The organism is uncultured Gemmiger sp., from assembly GCA_944388105.1.
Classification (GTDB): Bacteria; Bacillota; Clostridia; order Oscillospirales; family Ruminococcaceae; genus Gemmiger.
Genome location: CALXHN010000154.1, coordinates 1 through 3310 on the forward strand (window position 1 = coordinate 1; position 3310 = coordinate 3310).

Annotated in this window: 4 protein-coding genes and 1 pseudogene; 3 read left to right on the top strand and 2 right to left on the bottom strand. The window is 60.0% G+C overall.

The features are described 5' to 3' along the window. The coding region (locus tag Q0K17_RS10985; RefSeq protein WP_294542951.1) for a class B sortase at positions 1-525 on the top strand (525 nt) is incomplete at its 5' end. 63 nt (positions 526-588) lie between these two features. On the opposite strand, the gene Q0K17_RS10990 is transcribed toward Q0K17_RS10985, so the two are convergent. Then, a complete protein-coding gene (locus Q0K17_RS10990; RefSeq protein WP_294542952.1) occupies positions 589-1464 on the bottom strand; it encodes a LysR family transcriptional regulator in 876 nt (291 codons plus the stop codon). 123 nt (positions 1465-1587) lie between these two features. Between Q0K17_RS10990 and Q0K17_RS10995 the strand changes: the two genes are divergently transcribed. Both Q0K17_RS10995 and Q0K17_RS11000 read left to right on the top strand, forming a co-directional pair. Then, positions 1588-2175, top strand: coding sequence for a chromate transporter (locus Q0K17_RS10995; RefSeq protein ID WP_294542953.1), 588 nt, complete (start codon positions 1588-1590; stop codon positions 2173-2175). Further along, entirely contained in the window at positions 2172-2729 is a 558-nt protein-coding gene (locus Q0K17_RS11000) for a chromate transporter (protein WP_294542954.1), read from the top strand. The genes Q0K17_RS10995 and Q0K17_RS11000 overlap by 4 nt, the downstream gene beginning before the upstream one ends. Before the next feature lie 68 nt (positions 2730-2797). On the opposite strand, the pseudogene Q0K17_RS11005 reads toward Q0K17_RS11000, so the two are convergent. Then, positions 2798-3310, bottom strand: a pseudogene (locus Q0K17_RS11005) (phosphoketolase); the annotation flags it as partial.

The following is a 3310-nucleotide window of genomic DNA, read 5'->3' on the forward strand; positions in this document are numbered from 1 at the left end:
ATTGATTACCCCGTGATGTACACGCCGGACGACCCGCAATACTATCTCCGTCGGGCATTTGACCGCAGTGATGCCATGAGCGGCAGTCTGTTCATTTCGGATGGATGCACGCCTGACGGCGTCCACATCCTCATCTATGGACACAAGATGCAGGACGGGACCATGTTCGGCACCTTGGACCGGTATTCTGATCCAGACTACGCTGCCGCCCATCCGGAAATCACCTATGACCTGATCCAGCCGGACGGCAGCTACGAGCGGCTGACCTTTACTGTGATGGCTGCCTTTTACAGCCGCATTTACGCCGCGGATGAAGAGAATGTATTCCGGTATTATTATGCCACGGATCTGTCCTCCCCGGAGGCCTTCCAGTCTTACACAAACCAGGTCCTGGCCGCCGCATTGTATGACACAGGCGTACGGGCAGAGCCGGGTGACCGGCTTCTGACCCTGTCTACCTGCAGTTACCACACAAAGGACGGCCGCTTTGTGGTAGTGGCCCGGTACCGACCCGGCGAAGCCTGAACAGAATAAAAAGCGGCCTTCTTCGTATGTTACGCAAGAAGGCCGTTATCTTTATTTTGTATCTCATTTTTCGGTCTGGCACAGCGTGATAAACCGCTGCATGGATCCGGTCAGGTACTTGTCCCGGTGCCATGCCAGGACCCGGCGGCGCTCAAAAGACGCCCCGGACACCGGCCGGGTACATACAAGACCTTGCCGCACCGCAGCCGTTACGGTCTGCTCCGGCAGGACCGCTGCCCCCAGGCCGTGCAGGACCCCCTGGAGCAGTGAGGCGGTATCGGTGCTTTCCCACACCGGATCCAAAGCAAAGCCGTGGGCCTGCAGGGTCTCTTCCAGCAGGGCGCGGGCGGTGCTGCCCGGTTCCCGCACCAGCAGAGGCAGCGCAGCCAGCTCCTCCACCGTTACCTCCGCGCCGGATGCCAGGGGATGGGACAGGGGCAGCACCAGACAGAGGCGATCCCGTCCGATGCCTTCACAGTGCAGGTTCCGGTCACTCACCCGGCCTTCCAGCAGCGCCAGGTCCAGCCGGTTTTCTTCCAGTGCGGCGGCCACGGCATCCCCGTTGACCACTGTGACCCGCACCTCCACGTTGGGGTTCTCCTGCCGGAAGCGCTGTACAAGACCAGGCAGCAAAGTGCCGCCCAAGGTGACCGTGGCACCCACACGGACCAGGCCCTGCTCCTCCCGGTCCCGCAGTTCCTCCTCCATCCGGTCGAAGGCTTCCAGAATGTGATTGGCCTGGGGAAACATCCGCCGCGCTTCGGCGGTGGGCGAAAGCCGGCGGCGGATGCGTTCAAACAGCGGCAGGCCGTAATGCCGCTCCATCTCCTGCACGGCCCGGGTCACCGCCGGCTGGGTCAGGTGCAGATTCCGGGCCGCCGCCGTCACACTCTGGGTGCGGAAAACCTCGGTAAAGATACGCAGATGACGCAGGGTCAAGGGGAGCCCCTCCTTTGTGTGATTCATGCAATAAAGTTATGGATTTTATAAAACAATAGCATTTTACACATAAGGATGCAAGGGGTATACTGGGAACAAAGCGTTTGAAAGGAGTTCGGAAAGATGGAAAAGGAACAGCCGTCCCTGACCGGGACCCAAAAGCTGCGGACCCTGTTTTTTGCCACCCTGTATATCAGTGCCTTCACCTTCGGGGGCGGATACGTCATCGTCACCTTCATGAAGCGGAAATTCGTGGATGAACTGCACTGGCTGGAAGAAAAGGAAATGCTGGACATGACCGCCCTAGCCCAGTCCACCCCCGGCGCCATTGCGGTGAATGCGGCCATTCTGGTGGGATGGCGGGTGGCCGGGTTCCCGGGCATGGTGGTGGCGGTGCTGGGGTCCATCCTGCCGCCCATGGTCATCCTGACCCTGATTTCCTTCATCTATCAGGCCTTTGCCGCCAACCCCTATGTGGCTCTGGTGCTCAAAGGCATGCAGGCCGGTGTGGCTGCGGTCATCCTGGATGTGGTCTGCGATCTGGGAGGCGATGTGCTCAAGACCCGCTCTCCCCTCTTCATCGGGCTGATGGTGGCCGCCTTCCTTGCCAGTTTTGCTTTCAATGTCAACGTGATCCTGATCATCCTGGCCGCCACCGCCTTCGGGGTGGTGCGGGCTGCCTGGCAGCACAGAAAGGCGGCGCGGTCATGATTTACGCAGAACTCTTTTTCAGTTTTCTCAAGGTGGGGCTGTTCAGTGTGGGCGGCGGTTATGCGGCCATGCCCCTGATCCAGAGCCAGGTGGTGGAGCAGCATCCCTGGCTGACTTTGCAGGAATTCACCGACCTGATCACCATTGCCCAGATGACACCGGGCCCCATCGCCATCAACTCGGCCACCTTCGTGGGGGTGCGCATTGCGGGCATTCCGGGGGCTATCGTGGCCACCCTGGGCTGCATTGCCCCTGCGCTGATTCTCGTTTCCCTGCTGGCTTATATCTACAATAAGTATCAGAACCTGTCTATATTACAGAACGTACTGGCATGTCTGCGGCCGGTGGTGGTGGCCCTGATCCTGGGGGCCGGACTGTCCATTCTGGCCATGGTCCTGTTCAACGGCAGCGCCCCGGGCCTGGAAACCCTGAGTTGGATCGATACCGCCCTGTTTGCGGCCGCCTTTGTGATCCTGCGCCGGTTCAAATGGGACCCCATCCTGACCATGTGCCTGTGCGGGGCGCTGGGACTGGCCGCCCACACCCTGCTGTGAATTCATTACAAAAAGCCCGCCGGAACCAATGGGTCCCGGCGGGCTTTTGCATTGTGATTACAGACAGGTCATTCCTGGGGCAGGTGCCACTTCCAGTTCAGGATCTCGGGCATGTCCTGGCCCACTTCGTGGATATAGTTCTTGTGAGCCACCAGTTTGTCGTTCATTTCCTGGATCAGGTAGGCACCCCGGTTGCCCAGCTGGGGCAGATGCTGGATGACATCCTTGACCAGATGGAAGCGGTCGATCTCATTCTGCACCCGCATATCGAAGGGGGTGGTGATGGTGCCTTCCTCCTGATAGCCGTGCACGCTGAGATTGCGGTTGAACCGCTCATAGGTCAGTTCATGGACCAGGGTGGGATAGCCGTGGAAGGCAAAGATGATGGGTTTGTCCCTGGTGAACAGGGCATCGTAGTCCGCATCGGTCAGGCCGTGGGGATGCTTGGTGCTGGGTTCCAGCTTCATCAGGTCCACCACGTTGACCACCCGGATCTTCAGCTCCGGCATGGCATCCCGCAGGATGGTGACCGCGGCCAGGGTCTCCAGGGTGGGGGTGTCGCCGCAGCAGGCCATGACCAC